18 protein-coding genes are annotated in these 17,518 nt (G+C 67.4%); 9 read left to right on the top strand and 9 right to left on the bottom strand.

Going from position 1 to position 17,518, the window contains the following annotated elements:
- The first annotated feature begins 181 nt into the window (after positions 1-181).
- The 3 genes from ULB03_RS07165 (at position 182) to ULB03_RS07155 (ending at position 3,717) form a co-directional block, all read left to right on the top strand.
- Positions 182-1,393 carry a TonB-dependent receptor plug domain-containing protein gene (locus ULB03_RS07165; protein WP_322482534.1) on the top strand — a complete coding sequence of 404 codons (1,212 nt, stop codon included), beginning with the start codon at positions 182-184 and terminating at the stop codon, positions 1,391-1,393.
- On the top strand, positions 1,314-2,396 hold the full coding sequence (locus tag ULB03_RS07160) for a TonB-dependent receptor domain-containing protein (RefSeq protein ID WP_322483795.1): 1,083 nt from the start codon (positions 1,314-1,316) through the stop codon (positions 2,394-2,396). Before ULB03_RS07165 ends, ULB03_RS07160 begins: the two co-directional genes overlap by 80 nt.
- Positions 2,397-2,538: 142 nt before the next feature.
- The gene (locus ULB03_RS07155; protein ID WP_322482533.1) at positions 2,539-3,717 is read left to right on the top strand and encodes a histidine-type phosphatase; all 1,179 of its coding nucleotides are present in this window, start codon (positions 2,539-2,541) and stop codon (positions 3,715-3,717) included.
- 178 nt (positions 3,718-3,895) lie between these two features.
- On the opposite strand, the gene ULB03_RS07150 is transcribed toward ULB03_RS07155, so the two are convergent.
- On the bottom strand, positions 3,896-4,903 hold the full coding sequence (locus ULB03_RS07150) for an RICIN domain-containing protein (protein WP_322482532.1): 1,008 nt from the start codon (positions 4,901-4,903) through the stop codon (positions 3,896-3,898).
- A gap of 949 nt (positions 4,904-5,852) precedes the next feature.
- On the opposite strand from ULB03_RS07150, the gene ULB03_RS07145 reads away from it, so the two are divergent.
- A complete protein-coding gene (locus ULB03_RS07145) occupies positions 5,853-6,785 on the top strand; it encodes a replication protein RepA (RefSeq protein ID WP_145734791.1) in 933 nt (310 codons plus the stop codon).
- 27 nt (positions 6,786-6,812) lie between these two features.
- Here the strand turns inward: ULB03_RS07145 and ULB03_RS07140 are convergent, their stop codons facing one another.
- Together ULB03_RS07140 and ULB03_RS07135 are read right to left on the bottom strand one after the other, a co-directional pair.
- Positions 6,813-7,493, bottom strand: coding sequence for an outer membrane protein (locus ULB03_RS07140; protein WP_322482531.1), 681 nt, complete (start codon positions 7,491-7,493; stop codon positions 6,813-6,815).
- A gap of 141 nt (positions 7,494-7,634) precedes the next feature.
- Positions 7,635-8,294 (bottom strand): outer membrane protein, encoded by a 660-nt coding sequence (locus ULB03_RS07135; RefSeq protein ID WP_322482530.1) that lies wholly within the window; start codon positions 8,292-8,294, stop codon positions 7,635-7,637.
- A 198-nt stretch (positions 8,295-8,492) separates the two neighbouring features.
- Between ULB03_RS07135 and ULB03_RS07130 the strand changes: the two genes are divergently transcribed.
- The 3 genes from ULB03_RS07130 to ULB03_RS07120 are packed head-to-tail and all read left to right on the top strand — an operon-like array spanning position 8,493 to position 11,195.
- Positions 8,493-10,019, top strand: a complete 1,527-nt coding sequence (locus tag ULB03_RS07130; protein ID WP_322482529.1) for a YifB family Mg chelatase-like AAA ATPase — start codon at positions 8,493-8,495, stop codon at positions 10,017-10,019.
- 33 nt (positions 10,020-10,052) lie between these two features.
- Positions 10,053-10,598 (top strand): hypothetical protein, encoded by a 546-nt coding sequence (locus tag ULB03_RS07125; protein WP_322482528.1) that lies wholly within the window; start codon positions 10,053-10,055, stop codon positions 10,596-10,598.
- A gap of 30 nt (positions 10,599-10,628) precedes the next feature.
- Entirely contained in the window at positions 10,629-11,195 is a 567-nt protein-coding gene (locus ULB03_RS07120; RefSeq protein ID WP_322482527.1) for a cysteine hydrolase family protein, read from the top strand.
- Here the strand turns inward: ULB03_RS07120 and ULB03_RS07115 are convergent.
- The 6 genes from ULB03_RS07115 to rph form a co-directional block, all read right to left on the bottom strand.
- Positions 11,192-11,569 carry a type II toxin-antitoxin system VapC family toxin gene (locus ULB03_RS07115; RefSeq protein ID WP_322482526.1) on the bottom strand — a complete coding sequence of 126 codons (378 nt, stop codon included), beginning with the start codon at positions 11,567-11,569 and terminating at the stop codon, positions 11,192-11,194. The genes ULB03_RS07120 and ULB03_RS07115 overlap by 4 nt on opposite strands.
- Positions 11,569-11,793, bottom strand: coding sequence for a type II toxin-antitoxin system Phd/YefM family antitoxin (locus ULB03_RS07110; RefSeq protein ID WP_322482525.1), 225 nt, complete (start codon positions 11,791-11,793; stop codon positions 11,569-11,571). Before ULB03_RS07110 ends, ULB03_RS07115 begins: the two co-directional genes overlap by 1 nt.
- Before the next feature lie 97 nt (positions 11,794-11,890).
- Positions 11,891-12,658: a hypothetical protein gene (locus ULB03_RS07105; protein WP_322482524.1), complete on the bottom strand. Its 768-nt coding sequence runs from the start codon at positions 12,656-12,658 to the stop codon at positions 11,891-11,893.
- A 101-nt stretch (positions 12,659-12,759) separates the two neighbouring features.
- A complete protein-coding gene (gene hemW / locus ULB03_RS07100; protein ID WP_416211057.1) occupies positions 12,760-13,968 on the bottom strand; it encodes a radical SAM family heme chaperone HemW in 1,209 nt (402 codons plus the stop codon).
- On the bottom strand, positions 13,956-14,558 hold the full coding sequence (gene rdgB / locus ULB03_RS07095; protein ID WP_322482522.1) for an RdgB/HAM1 family non-canonical purine NTP pyrophosphatase: 603 nt from the start codon (positions 14,556-14,558) through the stop codon (positions 13,956-13,958). The genes hemW and rdgB overlap by 13 nt, the downstream gene beginning before the upstream one ends.
- Before the next feature lie 160 nt (positions 14,559-14,718).
- The gene (rph, locus tag ULB03_RS07090) at positions 14,719-15,438 is read right to left on the bottom strand and encodes a ribonuclease PH (protein WP_322482521.1); all 720 of its coding nucleotides are present in this window, start codon (positions 15,436-15,438) and stop codon (positions 14,719-14,721) included.
- A gap of 209 nt (positions 15,439-15,647) precedes the next feature.
- On the opposite strand from rph, the gene hrcA reads away from it, so the two are divergent.
- Together hrcA and grpE are read left to right on the top strand one after the other, a co-directional pair.
- A complete protein-coding gene (gene hrcA, locus ULB03_RS07085; RefSeq protein ID WP_004272342.1) occupies positions 15,648-16,682 on the top strand; it encodes a heat-inducible transcriptional repressor HrcA in 1,035 nt (344 codons plus the stop codon).
- A 162-nt stretch (positions 16,683-16,844) separates the two neighbouring features.
- Positions 16,845-17,417: a nucleotide exchange factor GrpE gene (grpE, locus tag ULB03_RS07080; protein WP_322482520.1), complete on the top strand. Its 573-nt coding sequence runs from the start codon at positions 16,845-16,847 to the stop codon at positions 17,415-17,417.
- Positions 17,418-17,518: the final 101 nt, after the last annotated feature.

Genomic DNA, 17,518 nt, shown 5'->3' with positions numbered 1-17,518 from the left:
GAAGACGCTTAAATCGGCGATACCTGAAATTTCCGTCAGGCTGCCGTCAAGATTCGCATCCGGTCCCGACTGTACCAGCGCGGCACGAGATTTTGCAAAGCGCCGTCCAAGGTGCCGCGATCAACGAAGGGGGACGATGATGACGACGAAGCCGGAGACCCGCCCGACCAGGGCCAGACTGATGATGGGCGCCGCCGCCGTGGCCCTGGCGCTGGCCGCCCTCGCCCCGCCCGCCCGCGCGGCCGATACCCCAGCGGCCGACGGGCCCATGGCCGATGCCGACGCCGGCATGACGGAGATCGACGTGGTGGCCAAGGTCATGCGCGTCTCGCCCTCCAACGTGCCGCTGGAGGCGACGGAGCCCACCTCCATCGTTCCGGAAGGTTTCCTGCGCGACAACATCGTCCCGCTGTCCAGCTTCGACGACATGGTGAAGTTCCAGCCCAGCGTCTATGCCCAGAGCCCCAACGGCCCCGGCCTGGGCAAGGCGGAAACGCTGAGCCTGCGCGGCTTCCAGGACAGCCAGTTCAACATCACCTTCGATGGCATCCCCTTCGGCGACGCCACCGACCTGCACCACACCAGCTCCGCCCTGTTCGTGGCCCACGACATGGGCCAGGCGGAGGTGGACCGCGGGCCCGGCACGGCCTCCACCATCGGCAAGGCCACCTTCGGCGGCACCCTGGGCTTCCTGTCCAAGAACCCGTCGGAAGACCCGGGCGTCACCGCCTATGGCACCTACGGAAGTTGGAACACCAAGGGCATTGGTGGCGAGCTCGATACCGGCCGCACCGTGCTGGGCCGCATGTTCTTCGACGTGCAGCGCACCACCTCCGACGGGTACCTGACCGGGGCGGAGGAACAGCGCACCAACTATTTCTTCAAGGACGTGCTGGATATTGGCGAGCGCACGACGGTGACGCTGGTGGCCAGCAAGAACCATTCGTTCGAGTACACCACCCAGGGCATCTCCCTGGCCGACCTGGCCAAGTACGGCGACAACTGGGGCCTGGGCAACAATCCCGCCGCCCAGTCCTATTACAAGTACCAGCCCAGCCGCTACAGCTCGGACTTCGACTATATCCGGGTGCAGTCCGAACTGACGGACAGCATCAAGCTGGATAACAACGCCTACACCAACGGCTTCGGGCATCATTACAAGGAATTGTCGGACGCCAGCGACAGCAACCCCAAGGATGTGGGCGTCACCTTCTACAACGCCGCGGGCAAGAAGGTGGCCACATACGCCAGCGACATCCCGGGCAAGGAGGCCAACGCCAACTACCGCACCTTCGGCGACACCTTCAACCTGACTGACAGCCTGTCGTTCGGCGACATCAAGGCCGGCGTCTGGTACGACCGCCAGCTGGACCACCGCCATTCCGAATCCTGATGACTGGACCCAGGGCGTCCTGGTCACCAGCAAGTACGGCACGCCCTACACCTACAAGTACCGCGACCTGAACACCACCTGGCAGCCCTATGTCGAGTTCGACTGGAAGGTCACGCCGGACCTGACCCTGATCCCGGGCGTGAAGGTCACCAGCTTCACCCGCGATGTCGACGCGCTGTACAACAAGACCAAGCCGCCGGCGCCGCTGAACTACAGCGAGACCTACACCGAGGCCCAGCCGTCCATCGCCGCCCACTACACCATCGAGGAGGGCTGGACCGCCTACGCCCAGGTGGCCAAGGGCTTCCTGGCGCCGCCCATCGATGTCTTCCAGGTGGCCAAGATCGCCTCAATCAAGCCGGAAGAGACCATGAACTACCAGGTCGGCACCGCCGTGCAGCATGGCCGGTGGATGGTGGGCGCCGACGCCTATTACATCGACTTCAGCAACTACATCTCCACCAGCCAGGTGCCCGGCACGACCGAGACCACCTTCGTCAACGGGTCCGGCGCCATCTACAAGGGCCTGGAGCTGGAGACGCAGTACGCCCTGACCGACGCCCTGTCACTCTATGCCAACGCCAGCCTGAACCACGCCCAGTACAAGGACAATTACGTCTGGGTGGCGGACACCCCGCAATGGATGGCCACCACCGGCGTCATGTACGACAGCCCCGAGGGCCTCTACTTCTCCGCCATCGGCAAGGTGGTGGGTCCGTTCTACGGCCAGGACAACACCACCGACGCCAAGACCGGCCAGCCGGACTTCGCCAACGCCTACCGCATCCACCCGGTGTTCACCGCCGACGTGTCCGTGGGCTGGCGCCTGAAGGACCTGGGTTATCACCTGGTGGACGTCACCCCCAGCCTGAAGATCGGCAACCTGTTCGACACCCACCGCATCAACGGCTTCGCCGGCACCCAGTCCGCCACCGGCCAGGCACTTTATTGGACGACGCCGGGCCGCAGCGTGTTCTTCAACCTGTCGGTCACGGGGTGGTGATGAGCAAGGGTTTAAGCGTGTTCCCTCAGACGCCGGGCGCCGCCATCCGGCGGCTCATGCCGGTGGTCCTGGCGGCCGGCCTGGTGGCCGGCCCCGCCTGGGCCGATACCGCCCCCCGGCCTCGCATGAGGTCCTGGAACGGGTGGTCCTGCTGTCCCGCCACGGCGTGCGCAGCCCGACCAAGGGGCTGGCGGAGTTGCGCCGCCTGTCGGACCAGGACTGGCCGGCCTGGCCCGTGGACCGGGGCATCCTCACCCCCCACGGCGCCGACGCCATCCGCCAGTTGGGCCTGTATCTGGGCGCCCAGTACCGCCAGCGCGGCCTGCTGGGACCCGACCGCTGCCCAGCGGGCGATCAAATCTTCGTCTGGGGCGACAGCGGCGACCAGCGCACCCGCGCCAGCGCTCAGGCGCTGGCCGAGGGGCTGGCCCCCGGCTGCGGCCTGAAGGCCCAGGGTCTGGCGCCGGATAGCCCCGACGTGCTGTTCGACGCCGCGTCCGGCGGCGCCTGCCCCATGGACGCCGCCGAGGCCACCAAGGCGGTGATCGCGGCCAACGGCGGCGACATCGCCACCGTGCCGGCCAACATCGCCCCGTCCCTGGCCGCCCTGGTCCAGGTGGTGGCGCCCAAGGCCTGTGCCCCCACCGCTGCCCCTGGCGCCTGCTTTGCCACCGGCCCCGCCAAGGTGGTGGACAAGGGCGGGGAGGTGAAGGTGGACGGGCCCCTGGCGCGGGGCGCCATGCTGGCCGAAAGCATCTTCCTGGAATATGTGCAGGGCATGCCCGCCGACCAGGTGGGCTGGGGCCGCGCCGGCACGCCCCAGGCCCTGGCCGCCATCCTGCCGGTGCACGACTACCAGGCCGACCTGACCCGCCGCACCCCCTACATCGCCAGCCACAACGGCGCGCTGCTGGCCCGCCAGATCGTGGCCGGGGTGACGGGCGGCACGGCGACCGCCCCCCTGGCGCCGGTGCCGGCGGGGGCCAAGCTGGTCTCCATCCTGGGGCATGACACCAACCTGTCCAACGTGGCGGGCCTGCTGGGCCTGGACTGGACCCTGCCCGGCCAGCCGGACAAGACCGCCCCCGACACCACCCTGGCGTTCGAGGTCAGCCGCGACACCGTCACGGGCCAGCGCTACGTGCATGTCGTCCTGTACTACCAGACCCTGGACGACCTGCGGCAAGCCGCCGCCCTGACGCCGGCCCATCCGGCGGGTAAGGTTGAGTTGCCCTTGCCCGCCTGCGGCGGCGACCGCTGCACGGTGGAAGACTTTGCCACCCTGGTGCGCAAGGCGGTGCCGGCAAGCTGCTGGCGCTGAGGGTAGAGGTTCGGGCGGGATGCCGGTTTCCCATCATCCACCGTCGTACCGCCCACAGACGGGCGCCCTTTCTGGAGCGTGAGGGCGCCCGTTTCTTTTGGCGATGCAGGCGGGGCGGCCCGTGATCCGACCACCCCGCCGTCAGCCTTCCAGATTGGCCGGAGGGCTCCCGCCACGCTTAGTGCGGGCCGTGCGCCAATGCCCCGTTGGCGTTGGGCGACGCATCGACGATCCGGGCCCAGACCTCGGCCACGGGGGCCGGCTGGGGCGTCACCAGCGCCGACGCCGCCTCGGCCCGGAGATCCCCTGTCGCCACGGGCTGAAGCACAGCCGCGATTGTCTGCCACAGTTCGTTTTCCTGGCCGCCGCCCCAGCTCCAGGTCCCCATGGACAGCGGCCCCTTCGGAATCGGATGCGGGTTGCCGAAGACATTCCAGTTCTGGTTCGAATTGATCCAAGGCCGAATGGCCTGGAAGGTGCTGCTGCGGCCATAGGTCCAGATCGCGTCTGAATCCAGCTGGCTGGGCTGGCGCTGCAATAATTTGGATCCGTTGCCGTTGCTACTGACATAGGCCAGCAAATTGCTGGCCTTGTTGACGATGCTGAAGCCGCCGAACCACTGCGTGGCGATGAAGGCGAAGCTGCTGGTCGCCTGGGACGCGAAATTGTCGTTCACCACCAGGGCACCCGTGGGATTGGCCGGATCGACGGCCAGTTGCAGGTAGGCGGCCATGCCGGACACGAAGGAAACCAGCTTGGTTGGGCGCGGCCAAACGCTGCTTACCGGGCTGACAAGCCATGTTTCGTTGCCGTCACCGCCGCTCCACCCCCAGGTGCCGATGGCCGTGCCCACACGGGCATGGGCCCCCAAAGCGTTCAGGTTCTGGTCAGGCCGCAGGGTCAGCCGAATGGCGCTCAGCCGGTCGTCGGCGCCGGTCTTCTGCCAAATGGACCCATGGCTATCCAGGGTTACGCGTGCGTTGTCGCCGGTATAGGCGAGGTACGTGCCGGTCGCGACGTTCCTCAAATAAAAGCCGTTGGTTGCTGGCTCTTCGAGCCATTGCTGGTTGGTGTCATTACCGTCGAGCCATCGCAAGATCACCTGTCCCGGCTGGTTGGGATCATTGGAGACGACCAAATCGGCCAACAGGCCGGACTGGATGACAAGGCTGCCTGAGGTGCTCATGTCGTTTTCTCCCGTTTTCCATGGTTATCAACGGCTCTCGCAGAGCCGCGACAGGGACGGGCGGCGGCGGCGCCGACGCCTGGTCCTTCAACCGGACTGAGGGGTCTGACACCGGTAGGGCCTTCCAATTGGGGAGGGGCCTGCCCTCATCCGGCAGGCGGGACAATGTCACGCCTTACCTTTTAATAGAAGATGTGCAGAATCTATAAACCTTAAGGGGATATTTTTGTTACAAATTTACTTAAGGGCTTTCCATATAAAAGCTTTCTCCCGAAAGCTGGGCGCATGCCCTGCGGGAGGCGGGGTGGCCGGTAAAGTCCGAATCCCCCCTACCTGGCACCGGCATGGCCGGTAAAGTCCGAGTCCAGAAAAAAGCGCCGGGGCGGAGCAGCCCTTCGCCATCAGCGGAGCCGGTAAAGTCCGAGTGGATCCGGCGGTCCCGGATTTGAATGGCCTGCGCGGCCGGCATCGCGGCCCGCCGCCAGGGCCACCACGGTCCGGAAAGTCCCGGACTCCCGTCGGCAGGGCCGGTAAAGTCCGTGTCCGGCGGCGAGTCGACCGCCCATTCGAGTCCGCCGGAGTCGATCCCGGGATCCCGCGTGCACTGATTCGTCACGATTCGGCTCGGACTTTACCGGCCCGGCGGGAGTTATCCACAGACTCGGACGCCAGTCCCCCGGACTCTACCGGCCACAGGATGCGCCGACCCACACCGGCCGCATGCGAAGAACAGTTTTCCACAGGACCTTGCCGGCCCGATGCCGGACTCTACCGGCCCGACTCGGGATTATTTCCCGGACTTAACCGGCACCTCAAATAACAGACTCCAAATACCCCACAAATAGCGGGGGCCGGTAAAGTCCGACCTAGATTTAGTGATTTGGCTTTGGAACACTTCGGCCCATCACCTCACATCGACCGAACCGACTGGCAGGGAGCGAAGGGCGCCATGGCCGACATTCACCGTCTCATCCTGGAACATGGCATCGACCGGGCCCGCGAGATGGCGACCAGCAAGAGTGGTCGCAATCTGGTGGACGTGGCCGCCGCCATGCTGGCCCAGGAAGAGGACAGCATGGGCATCACCCATGCCGGCTTCGCCCTGACCAGCCTGCCCCACCGGTCCATCGACAAGGCGGCGGAGCCGGAATACCACCGCAAGGAAACGGGGCGCTGCACCCTGATCGTGCAGAGCGGCCGGCATGCCGATGGCAGCCTGGTCGGCGTGCCCTATGGCGCCAAGGCCCGCATGATCCTGCTGTACCTGCAGACGGAGGCGCTGAAGACCAACTCCCGCCAGGTGGAGCTGGGCAAGAGCTGGCATTCCTGGCTGAAGGCCATGGGGGAGAGCCCCGGCGGCAAGACCTATCGCCTGGTCATGGAACAGGCGCAGCGCATCACCGCCTGCAGCCTGCAATTCCTGTGGGAGACGGACGCGGCGGTGACGCGGCAGAACGCCGGCTTCGTCAACAATTCCATCCTGTTCAAGGCCAGCCCCGACCAGCGCCAGGTGGCCCTGTTCCAGGACGTGATCGAGCTGAACGAAAGCTTCTACGACAGCCTGAAGCAGCATGCCGTGCCGGTTTCCGAGGCGGCCTTGCGCCACATCAGCGCCAGCAGCACCGCCATCGACGTCTACATCTGGCTGGCCTACCGCCTGCACGTGCTGAACCAGGCGACGCCCGTGCGCTGGGCCGCCCTGCGCCGCCAGTTCGGCGAGCACTACGCCAAGCTCAGCCACTTCAAGCCGGTGTTCCTGGACGCCCTGGCGCTGGCCACCGCCGTCTATCCCGAAGCCAAGGTCGAGATCGCCGACGACGGCATCGTCCTGCACCCGTCACGCCCACCCATCGCCCGGCGCGAGGCGGCGCTGATCGCGTGACACCGCGCCCGCCCATCCCCCCAGTGGTCAGAGCCGCAGCGACAGGCCCAGGCGCAGCAGGTGTTGGTGTAGGGACAGGGGGATGGTGCCGCCCTGGCCATCGGGCCCGTTGACCTGGCCGAAGTCCACGTAGCGATACTCCAACCGCATTTTCAGCAGGGAGAGGGGAAGCGGCGCCTCCATCCCCGCGCCGGCCGTCCAGCCGGCCTTGGTGTCGCTGCTGTTCTGGGCGCTGGCGCCGCCGCGCGTGCTGGCGCCAGCCTCCCCCACCGCCAAGCCGGTCGAGATGTAGGGCACGACGTTGGCGCCCAGGTCATAGCCCAGGCGTCCCGTGGCCGTCGCCAGCCAATCGATATGGGTCACGTAATCGAACGCGCCCCCATGGGTGGTGACATCGCCGGTGCCGCTGCCTATTTCGGCTTCGGCCCCCACCAGCCAATTGTCAAAGTGCTGGGTGTATCCCAGCCCGCCGCCGCCATAGACGGAGCGGCCGACGTCGTCCTGGCCGTCTGAATTCCGATAATAGCCCTGGCGCTGCTGGACCAGGGCACCACCGATGAAGCCCTGGATGTAGACATCCCCGGTGGACTGCGGCGGCATGAAATCCTGCGCTTGCGCGGCACCACAGGCCCAGAGGGCGGTCCCAATGGCGGCCCAGACGACCGTGGCGCGGCACGCGACGCCCGCCTTCGACGGCTTACCCCCCATTCCCATCCTGTCCTCTCCCCTCATCCTCTCTCCCCTCAGCGGCATGCGCTAGGAATTGTATCCGTGAGCTGTAATGCGCCGCAGGATAGCAACGGGGGCGGCCGGCCTCTGTGATGTCGCCTACAGGCCGCCCCCCTCGCCTCAGATCCGGAAGGCTAGGGCCAGCCGCACCAGGTTCTGGCGCAGGGTGCCGCTGACGGCATTGCCCTGGCTGCCGGTCCCGTCGGCCTTGTCCAGGTCGACATAGCGGTATTCCACCTTCAGGCGGAAGGCATCCAGGGGCAGCGGCACCTCCGCCCCGGCGCCCAGGGTCCAGCCCACCTGGGTGTGGCTGAAGTCGATCGACGATCCCGGCCCATCGGTGCGGTAGGTGTGCAGGCGCACGTCGCCCGCCGCCACCCCGCCCAGGGCGTAGGGCAGGAAGCCCAATCCCAAATCATAGCCGGCCCGAACCACGCCCGTGGCCAGCCAGCCATTGTGGGTGGTGTAGTTGTAGTCGGGCGAGGGCCCATGGGCGGTGATGTCGCCGCTGCCGCTGGCGATGTCGCCCTCCACCCCCACCAGCAGGCGGCCGGCCTGCAGGCCATAGCCCAGGCCGGCGCCGCCGGAGACCTGGTTTTCCGAATGATCGCCGGTGGTGCGGCCGTTGGTCAGGTCTTGCCGCGCCTGGCCGGCGGCGTCGCCGATGAAGCCCTGCACGTACAGGCCGCCCCACGACGCCCCCACTTGCGCCGACGCGGCCCCCGACACCATCGCCATCGCCGCCGCAGCGGCCCCGGCCATCACACCCAGTTTGCGCATAGAAGCCGTCCCTGTTTAACCAATAGAGACACAAGCGATATGGTTTTCCGTCGCAAGGTTGCAGGCACCGCGATGTCGCACCCCGGGCGCCCGAATGTCGCACCCCGGTTCCCGCCATCGCTGGCGCCGGGGGCCGCGTCCGCCTACACTACCCCCACGTGCATGCATGGCGTGCAGCAGCGGGATGGGGTGGGGCCGGTGGTAGCGCGGGTTTCGACGGTGGCCTTCCAGGGGGTGGACGTCCTGGACATCGACGTCCAGGTGCAGATGTCGGGCGGGCAGGTGGCCTTCACCGTGGTGGGCCTGCCGGACAAGGCGGTGGCCGAAAGCCGGGAGCGGGTGCGGGCCGCCCTGCATGCCCTGGGCCTGGCCCTGCCGCCCAAGCGCATCACCGTGAACCTGGCGCCGGCCGACGTGCAGAAGGAGGGCAGCCACTATGACCTGCCCATCGCCATCGCCCTGCTGACCGTCATGGGCATCCTGCCGGATGAGGATATCAAGGGCTTCTGCGCCCTGGGCGAACTGGCGCTGGACGGCGCCCTGACGGCCGTGGCCGGCACCCTGCCCGCCGCCATCCACGCGGTCGCCACCGACCGGGGCCTGATCTGCCCGGCGGCCTGTGGCGGGGAGGCCGCCTGGGCCGGGGAGCTGGAGGTGCTGGCCCCCCGCACCCTGCTGGAGCTGATCAACCACTTCAAGGGCACCCAGGTGCTGTCCCGCCCCCAGCCCAAGATGGAGGAGGATGATCCCGGCGCCCTGCCCGATCTCGCCGATATCAAGGGGCAGGAGACGGCGAAGCGCGCGCTGGAGGTCGCGGCCAGCGGCGCCCACAACCTGCTGATGGTGGGACCGCCGGGGTCGGGCAAGTCCATGCTGGCCGCCCGTCTGCCGGGCCTGCTGCCGCCCCTGGAACCCGCGGAGGCGCTGGACCTGTCCATGATCCATTCCGTGGCCGGCAAGCTGGACGGCGGGCGGCTGATGCGCCGTCGCCCCTTCCGGGACCCGCACCACAGCGCCAGCCTGCCGGCCCTGGTGGGCGGCGGCGTGCGTGCCAAGCCGGGGGAGATCAGCCTGGCCCACCAGGGCGTCCTGTTCCTGGATGAGTTGCCGGAATTCGCGCGCCCCACGCTGGAGGCCCTGCGCCAGCCCTTGGAGACAGGGCGGGCCACGGTGGCGCGGGCCAACGGCCATGTCACCTACCCGGCGCGGGTGCAATTGGTCGCGGCCATGAACCCCTGCCGCTGCGGCCACCTGGACGACCCGGCCCAGGCCTGCGGCCGCGCGCCCAAATGCGCCGCCGACTACCAGTCCAAGATTTCCGGCCCGCTGTTCGACCGCATCGACCTGCATGTCGACGTGCCGGCGGTGAAGGCGTCGGACCTGTCGCTGCCCCCGCCGCGCGAGACCAGCGCCATCGTCGCCGCCCGCGTCGCCCGGGCCCGTGCTATCCAGGCGACGCGTTACGCTGCCCTCACGAAGCCCGGCCACCCCACCATCCGCACCAATGCCGAGGCGGACGGCGAGCTGCTGGAAAAGGTGGCCGCCCCCGAGGCCCCCGGCCGCGCCCTGCTGACCGAGGCCGCCGAGCGCCTGCGCCTGTCCGCCCGCGGCTATCACCGCGTCCTGCGCGTCGCCCGCACCCTGGCCGATATGGAAGGCAGCGACACCGTGCGCCGCGTCCACATCGCCGAGGCGCTGAGTTACCGCCGGATGACGTTACGGTAGGGCATTGCGATCAACCCTTTTCCGAGAAAAGCTATGAAATATCCTGTCTTTTTCAGTTGTCCAAAACCGTTTTTGGTAAATCAAGAAAACTTTCTCAGTTCAATAGAGAGAAAGCTAAGAGAAAATGATTTAGAACCCCGCACCTTGGGTCGCACAGATTATGATATGGACGCGCCATTAGAGGGCATACGCCGCCTTATGTATGGCTGCTGCGGCTTAATTACGATTGCTCTCAGACGGACATACATAGAAAAAGGACAAGACAAACCGTCACCAAATATTCCGGATTCTTTTGAAATTACCAGGGATGGTTGCTGGTTAACGAGCTCTTATTGCCAAATCGAACCAGCGATGGCATTCCAACAGGGTTTACCTATTCTCTTATGGCGAGAAAAAGGTGTGCTGGCCGATGGAATTCTCGACAGAGGAGCTCTCGGAATTTCAATGCCGGAATTCGATCTCTCACAAAATCCGCCAAATCTAGAACTTGATTGCTGGAAGCAGCCACTTTCTGAGTGGATAAGCCGAGTTCGGCTTGTCTATAGAAATCGGGGAACACCACCACGCCTATTTAGCTGAGAGTGAATAGAAAGGCATTTATTTTTGACAATGACCACGCCCGCCCTGCTGCTCATCGACCTGCAGCGCGCCATCGACGATCCGCGCTGGGCGGCGGAAGGGCCGCGCAACAACCCGGAGGCGGAGGCCAACGTGGCCCGGCTGCTGGCCGCTTGGCGCGCGGCGGGGCAGCCGGTCATCCATGTGCGGCATGATTCGGTGGAACCCCATTCCACCTACCGTCCTGGCGCGCCCGGCCATGCCTTCAAGGACGAGGCGATGCCGGCGGCCGGCGAGACCGTGGTGGCCAAGCGCAGCAACAGCGCCTTCATCGGCACCGGGTTGGACGACCTGTTGCGCGGGCGGGGCATCACCGCCCTGGTGGTGGCCGGGGTCATCACCAACAACTCGGTGGAGGCCACGGTGCGCATGGCCGGCAACCTGGGCTACGCCACCACAGTCGTCAGCGACGCCACCTACACCTTCGCCAAGCGCGACGGCCGGGGCCACGTATGGAGTGCCGAGGACGTGCACGCCCTGTCGCTGGCCAACATGGAGGGCGAGTACGCCAGCGTGGCGACGACGGAGGCGGTGCTGGCCACCCTTCCTACTGGCTAAGCCAGGCTGGCGCCGGCCGGGCCATAGCCGATGATCTTCGCATCCCGCGTCAGCAGCGACAGCCCCTCCACCCGGGCCTGGGCGATGAGCATGCGGTCGAAGGGGTCCCGGTGCAGGGGCGGCAAATCCACCAATTCCCGGCAATGGGCCGGCGATACCGGCAACAGGACAATGCCGTCCGGCAAAGTGAACAGCCGAGAATCGTCGGCAATCCGGCCCAAGCTGACCAGCAGGGCGATTTCCCAGAAGCTGACGGCACTGACCAGCCGGCGCGGTGCCCTGTCGACCACCCCCCGCTCCCGCTCCGTCAACCGGGCGGGGTCGGCGCGCATCCACAGGAGGATGTGGGTATCGAGCAGCAGCGCCCTGGCCATCAGCGCGCCAGGAAGTCGTCAACGGCATCATCGGGCAAGGAGAGGTCGTCCCCGATCCGCAGGCCGGCCAAATCACCATAGCTCACCGGCGCCGTCGGCAACGCCGACAGCCGAACCACCGGCTTGCCGTTTCGGGTGACGATGATCTCCTCCCCCGCCTCGGCACGGGACACCAGCGCCGCGAATTCCGCCTTGGCCTGGGCCACTGAAACCTGGGTGCTCATGAAGCGCCTCCAGCCAATCCAGTATCTATTATGACGCCGGGGGCATGGTGCCTCAAGAAAAATGACCATGATGGTCATAGTTCCAGAAGGCGCTTCGCTACTCCGGCCGGAACGCCGCCTGGATGACGGGGCCCAGGTCCGCTATCTCGGGCGGCAGGCGCACCACCAACTGGTGCAACGCCATATCCTGATCCGGAAACAGCACGGCGCTGCCGATGATGGGCAGGGGCCCTGGGCTGAGATGGCTGTTTGTGCCGCTGCCCTTTTGTCCGACCGGCGTCACGAAATCCACCGAGGTGGGGCTGTGGCGCACCACGGTGTCCGTCGGATAGGGCCCCCAGATGAAGTCCGACTTGTCCGCCAACCCTTCGTCGATCACGCCCTGGACGTAATCCTTGGCGACGGGAAACAGGCGGGCGGCAACCTTGGCGACCTCGAAGCGGCCGGACGTGTCACCGTCCAGCCAGGCCAGTTGCAGGGCCGGGCCCTCGATATGCTGGGCTGCCTTGATCAGGTCGGGGCTGACAAGGGGGTTGGCCGTCACCAGCAGTTGCAAGCCGTTAGAGCCGTAGAGAGCAAGGCAGTGCCAGCCCTTGGGCGCGAAGCTGCCGATGCCGCCGGCCTCCTCCGCTGCCGCATAATAGGCCAAACGCCCCGCCGCCTTGGCGGCGAGCGCGGGGGGCAAGGATGGAACAGTGCCCCTCTTGGGGGCGGCCTGCGGGCCCATCTGGCCATCGGCGGGGCAACCGACGAAGGGGATACCAGCCGCCGCGGCGGGTTTCAGGGTGAACGCCGACGCCATGATCAGGGCACAGCAAAGGATCCGGCGCAGGGGGGCGGCAGGCAGGCGGAACGGCGCGGGCATGGGGGGATGGCCTGATTCAAAGGGTCCGGCACAGCCAAACATGGCATCAGCCAACGACTCCCTCAAGCTCGGCGGATAGCGCGGAATGACGCAGGGGGAGCCTACCCCAGCAACGCGGCCAGCACGCCGTTCAGCCGCTGGCGGCCATCCGCCGTGGCGGTCAGGCGGTCGCCGTCCAGGGTCAGCAGGCCGTGGCGGGATAGGCGGTCCACCGCCTCCATGTCCATGGGGTTGATGCCGCCGGCCTCGTCCGAGAGGCGCGCCAGGCTGACGCCCTCGGCCAGGCGCAGGCCCATCATCAGGGCCTCGCGACCGCGCTGCTCCGGCGTCACCGCCTCGTCGGCATGGGCGCCGGTGCCGCCCTCCTCCACCCGCTGCAACCAGATTTCGGGCGCGCGGTGGGTGCGGGTGGCGATCTTTTGGCCTTCCAGGGTCAGGCGGCCGTGGGCGCCGGGACCGATGCCGACATAGTCGCCATAGCGCCAATAGACCAGGTTGTGCCGGCTTTCCTGCCCAGGACGGGCGTGGTTGGACACCTCATAGGCCGGCATGCCGGCCTGGTTCAGCAGGACCTGCGTCGCCTCATAGAGGTCGCCCGCCAGATCCTCATCCGGCACCACCAGGTCGCCGCGCTGGTGCAGGGTGTGGAACTGGGTGCCTTCCTCGATGGTCAACTGGTACAGCGACAGATGGCCCACGGCCATGTCCAGCGCCCGGGACAGCTCATCCTGCCACGCCGCCACCGTCTGGCCGGGGCGCGCATAGATCAGATCGAAACTGAAACGATCAAAGACGCCCTTGGCCATGGCGATGGCGGCCTGCGCCTCCGCCGCCGAATGCTTGCGGCCCAGCGCCTTGAGGTCAGCATCGTTCAGCGCCTGGATGCCCATGGACAGGCGGTTGACACCGGCGGCGCGGAAGCCGGCGAAGCGCGCCGCCTCGGACGAGGTCGGGTTGGCCTCCAGCGTTACTTCCACATCCGGAACGATGCCCCAGTGGTGGTCGGCCCGTTCCAGGATGGCGGCCACCGTTTCCGGCGGCATGAGGGAGGGCGTGCCGCCACCGAAGAACACGCTGGTCAGCCGGCGGCCCGGATGCACCCGCGCGATGCGGTCGGCGGCGTGGTCCAGCTCCCGCACCAGGGCGGCGCGCCAGCGGGCCTGGTCCACGCCCTCGCGGACATGGCTGTTGAAGTCGCAATAGGGGCACTTGGCCAGGCAGAACGGCCAATGCACGTAGAGGCCGAAGCCGCCGGGAACCGTGCCGGCCCCAGCGTCGGTTTTGGCTTCGGGAGGGATCACCGGAAGCATCGCTCCACCAACTGGCGGAAGGCCTGGGCCCGATGGCTGATGGCGTGCTTCTCGTGCGGTTCCATCTCGCCATAGGTCACGGTGTGGCCGTCCTGGACGAAGATGGGATCATAGCCGAAGCCCCGGTCGCCGCGCGGCGGGTTGACCAACTGGCCGTGCACCTCGCCCTGCACCGTCTCCACATGCCCATCCGGCCAGGCGATGGTGAGGGCGCAGATGAAGCTGGCGTCGCGCGGCGCGCCGGGCGGCAGCTCACGCTCCACCCGGGCCATGGCGGCGGCGAAGTCCTTCTCCGGCCCGGCCCAGCGGGCGGAGTAGATGCCGGGCGCCCCGTCCAAGGCCTTGACCGCCATGCCGCTGTCGTCCGCCAGCGCCGGCTTGCCCGCCGCCTTGGCCGCCGCCAGGGCCTTCAGCTCCGCGTTCTCGCGGAAGGTCAGGCCGGTCTCCTCCGGCTCCGGCAGGCCCAGCTCCCCCGCCGTGGGGAAGTGGGCGACATGGTCGCCCAACAGGGCCGCGATTTCCTTCACCTTGCCCTTGTTGTGGGTGGCGATGATCAGGGTGTCGCCGGTGAATTGTCTGGGGTTTGTCATTCGTTCGCCTCAAACGCCGGCGGGGCATCCGCCCCTTGGCTATCCTCGATTTCCAGTCCGCTGACGCTCCCCGGAAATCTGCGGCGGCCCCAGTCGGGGCCTAAGGGGCTTGGGGCTCCAAGCCCCCTCTTACCTACCGCCTGATATGGTGCCGTGGTGATCAGAGACCCAGGGCCGTTTTCTGCAGGGCGGTCAGTTGGCCGATGCCGTGGCGGGCCAGGCGCAGCAGCTCGTTGAACTGGGCCTCGTCAAAGGGGCGTTCCTCGGCCGTGCCCTGAATTTCCACGATGCCGCCGGCCCCCGTCAGGACGAAGTTGGCGTCGGCCTGGGCGTTGCTGTCCTCGGCATAGTCCAGGTCCAGCACGGGCTGGCCGTTGTAGATGCCGCAGGAGATGGCGGCCACGCTGTCGATCAGGGGGATTTGCTTGCATACGCCGATGCGCATCAGGTGGGTGAAGGCCTGGTGCAGGGCGACATAGCTGCCGGTGATGGCGGCGGTGCGGGTGCCGCCGTCGGCCTGCAGCACGTCGCAGTCGATCTTCACCTGGATTTCGCCCATGGCCTTGCGGTCGGTGATGGCGCGCAGCGCGCGGCCGATCAGGCGCTGGATTTCCTGGGTGCGACCGGACTGCTTGCCCTTGGCGGCCTCACGGTCGGTGCGGCTGTGGGTGGCGCGGGGCAGCATGCCATATTCCGCCGTCACCCAGCCCAGGCCCTGGCCGCGCAGGAAGGGCGGCACCTTTTCCTCGACACTGGCCGTGCACAGCACGTGGGTGTCGCCGAAGCGCACGAGGCAGGAGCCTTCGGCGTACTTGGCGAAGCCGGTCTCAAGCGAGACGGCGCGGAGCTGGTCGGCGGCGCGGCCGGAGGGGCGGGTCATGGCGGGGCGGTCCCGTAGCTGTCATAGGGTGTTTGCGAGGCCCTACCTAGCGACGGAACCATCGCCCTGTCCACCCCGGATATGGCGGGGCGGGCCGGCGATTCCCCCGGGCAGTGGCCCGGCGACGATTGATAACACCGCCGTCCCTCATTAGATTTAAGGACATCCTCCCCATCCATCCCCCCATCCACACGGCCCCGCCCCCAGGCATGATCACCGAGCTGAACCAGCGGTCCCGCGACATCTTCCGCCAGATCGTGGAAGCCTATGTCGAAACCGGGGAACCGGTGGGCAGCCGCACGCTGTCGCGCCGCCTGGGCATCGCGCTGTCGCCGGCCACCATCCGCAACGTCATGGCGGATCTGGAGGAACTGGGCCTGCTGAAGGCGCCGCACACCTCCGCCGGGCGGGTGCCCACCGACGTGGGCCTGCGCCTGTTCGTCAACGGCCTGCTGGAGGTGGGCGACCTGTCGGATGATGAGCGGGAGAGCATCGACGCCCAGTGCGCCGCCTCCGGCCGCTCCCTGCCCGAGGCGCTGGAGGAGGCGACGACCATGCTGTCGGGCCTGTCGTCCTGCGCCGGGCTGGTCATGGCGCCCAAGACCGACCGGCCGCTGAAACATATCGAGTTCGTGAACCTGCAGCCCGGCCGCGCCCTGGTCGTGCTGGTGACGGAGGACGGCCTGGTGGAGAACCGGGTGGTGGAGGTGCCCATGGGTATCCCCTCCTCCGTCCTGCAGATGGCCAGCAACTATCTGAACGCCCGGGTGGTGGGCCGCACCCTGGCGGAGGCCCGCACCCGGCTGCAGGCCGAGGCGGAGGAGCAGCGCACCCAACTGGACGAGTTGACCCGCCGGGTGGTGGACACGGGCATGGCCACCTGGGCCGGCAGCCGCAGCAGCGGCGTGCTGATCGTGCGCGGCCAGGCCAAGCTGCTGGACGACGTCAGCGCCCTGTCGGACCTGGAACGCATCCGCAGCCTGTTCGAGGCGCTGGAGACCCGCGACGCCATGATGCGGCTGCTGGAGGCGACCGGCCAGGCGGAGGGGGTGCAGATCTTCATCGGCGCGGAGAACAACCTGTTCAGCCATGCCGGCTGTTCCCTGATCGTCTCCCCCTACACCAACGGCAAGGACCAGATCGTGGGCGCCATCGGCGTCATCGGGCCCACCCGCATCAATTACGCCCGCATCATCCCCATGGTCGACTACACCGCCAAGGTCATCAGCCGCATGATCGGGTGAGTTGTTCGCCCGTCGGCCCAACATTTCACCCCACCCCCGCTTTATTCCTGCCCCTTCCCCCGCATCGCCTCTGGCGCGACGCGCGCGGGATGCCTATCTTCTGCCCGTCCCGGCGGTGGTGAGCCGCCGTTGTTCCGCACCCTTGTAGAGACTGCCGCTAAGATGACCGATAGCAACGAGACGACCACCGCCCCCGAAACCGACGCCGCCCCGCAGCAGCAAGCGCCGGCCTCCTCGGACGCCGTCGCCGCGCTGGAAGCCGAAGTCGCGTCCCTGAAGGACCAGCTGCTGCGCAGCATGGCCGAGGCGGAGAACACCCGCCGCCGCGCCCAGAAGGAGCGTGAGGACACCGCCAAGTACGCCGTGTCCGGCTTCGCCAAGGAACTGCTGGCCGTGGCCGACAATCTGCGCCGCGCCATCGACGCCGTCCCGGCCGAGACCCGCGCCGGCAACGAGCAGGTCAACACCCTGCTGACCGGCGTGGAGGCGACCGAGCGCCAACTGATCGCCGCCTTCGACCGCGCCGGCATCGTGAAGCTGGAGCCCATGGGCCAGCCCTTCGACCCCAACTTCCACCAGGTGGTGGCCGAGGTCGACGGCACGGACAAGCCCGCCGGCACCGTGGTCACCATCCTGCAGCCCGGCTACACCATCCAGGGCCGCCTGCTGCGCGAGGCCATGGTCTGCGTCGCCAAGGCCGGCACCAACACCGGCAAGGTGGATACCAGCGCGTAATTGCAGAAAATCGCGTCTTAAAGCCCCACAAGCCTGGCCCTTCTGGGCCAGGCTTTAGGACGCGACCACGTCCGCCGCAGATTTTCGGGGAGCGGCAGCGG

The organism is Nitrospirillum goiasense, assembly GCF_034427435.1.
Lineage (GTDB): Bacteria > Pseudomonadota > Alphaproteobacteria > Azospirillales > Azospirillaceae > Nitrospirillum.
The sequence above is the reverse complement of the archived record's forward strand: the minus strand, read 5'-3'. Positions and strand labels throughout refer to the sequence as shown.

Bases quoted from the DNA above. Each gene is read 5' to 3' on its own strand.
- ULB03_RS07165 (WP_322482534.1), top strand. From the start codon at position 182: ATGATGGGCGCCGCCGCCGTGGCCCTGGCGCTGGCCGCCCTCGCCCCG.
- ULB03_RS07150 (WP_322482532.1), bottom strand. From the start codon at position 4,903: ATGAGCACCTCAGGCAGCCTTGTCATCCAGTCCGGCCTGTTGGCCGAT.
- ULB03_RS07145 (WP_145734791.1), top strand. From the start codon at position 5,853: ATGGCCGACATTCACCGTCTCATCCTGGAACATGGCATCGACCGGGCC.
- ULB03_RS07140 (WP_322482531.1), bottom strand. From the start codon at position 7,493: ATGGGGGGTAAGCCGTCGAAGGCGGGCGTCGCGTGCCGCGCCACGGTC.
- ULB03_RS07135 (WP_322482530.1), bottom strand. From the start codon at position 8,294: ATGCGCAAACTGGGTGTGATGGCCGGGGCCGCTGCGGCGGCGATGGCG.
- ULB03_RS07125 (WP_322482528.1), top strand. From the start codon at position 10,053: ATGAAATATCCTGTCTTTTTCAGTTGTCCAAAACCGTTTTTGGTAAAT.
- ULB03_RS07120 (WP_322482527.1), top strand. From the start codon at position 10,629: ATGACCACGCCCGCCCTGCTGCTCATCGACCTGCAGCGCGCCATCGAC.
- ULB03_RS07115 (WP_322482526.1), bottom strand. From the start codon at position 11,569: ATGGCCAGGGCGCTGCTGCTCGATACCCACATCCTCCTGTGGATGCGC.
- ULB03_RS07110 (WP_322482525.1), bottom strand. From the start codon at position 11,793: ATGAGCACCCAGGTTTCAGTGGCCCAGGCCAAGGCGGAATTCGCGGCG.
- ULB03_RS07105 (WP_322482524.1), bottom strand. From the start codon at position 12,658: ATGCCCGCGCCGTTCCGCCTGCCTGCCGCCCCCCTGCGCCGGATCCTT.
- hemW (WP_416211057.1), bottom strand. From the start codon at position 13,968: ATGCTTCCGGTGATCCCTCCCGAAGCCAAAACCGACGCTGGGGCCGGC.
- rdgB (WP_322482522.1), bottom strand. From the start codon at position 14,558: ATGACAAACCCCAGACAATTCACCGGCGACACCCTGATCATCGCCACC.
- rph (WP_322482521.1), bottom strand. From the start codon at position 15,438: ATGACCCGCCCCTCCGGCCGCGCCGCCGACCAGCTCCGCGCCGTCTCG.
- hrcA (WP_004272342.1), top strand. From the start codon at position 15,648: ATGATCACCGAGCTGAACCAGCGGTCCCGCGACATCTTCCGCCAGATC.
- grpE (WP_322482520.1), top strand. From the start codon at position 16,845: ATGACCGATAGCAACGAGACGACCACCGCCCCCGAAACCGACGCCGCC.